Annotated in this window: 1 pseudogene; it reads left to right on the top strand. The window is 67.9% G+C overall.

What is annotated here, in order from left to right:
* Positions 1 to 359 (top strand): annotated as a pseudogene (locus ACLZOT_RS49955) (mannose-binding protein); the annotation flags it as partial.
* Positions 360 to 455: the final 96 nt, after the last annotated feature.

Here is a 455-nt window from a genome sequence, read left to right as displayed (position 1 = left end):
AGGCGAAGCCGAAGCCCAAGGCCACCCCGACGCCGAACTGGAGCACCGAGACCGTCTACGCGACCAGTGTCCTGGAGGTCAACCAGGCCTGGACGACGAACCGCATCCGCATGGTCATGCAGACCGACGGCAACCTGGTCGTCTACAACGAGCAGGGCAACCCCATCTGGGCGTCGATGACCTTCGGCGCGAACCACCGGGCGATCTTCCAGCCGGACGGCAACCTGGTCATCCACAACGGCGAGGACCGTCCCATCTGGGCGTCCCAGACCTGGGGTCGCGAGGGCGCCCAGCTCGTCCTCCGGGCCGATGCCAAGGTGGTCATCGTGCACAACGGCGCGGTGGTCTGGTCGACCTGACGGCAGGGCCCACGCTACGGAACAGACTCAGTCCTTGCGGGCCCCGGCTTCCGCGGTCAGGGCGGGGACGATGTCGAAGAGGTCGCCGACGACGCC

This window comes from Streptomyces sp. 4F14 (assembly GCF_048159485.1).
In the GTDB taxonomy this organism is placed as follows: domain Bacteria; phylum Actinomycetota; class Actinomycetes; order Streptomycetales; family Streptomycetaceae; genus Streptomyces.
This window is presented reverse-complemented; position numbering and strand designations above follow the sequence as displayed.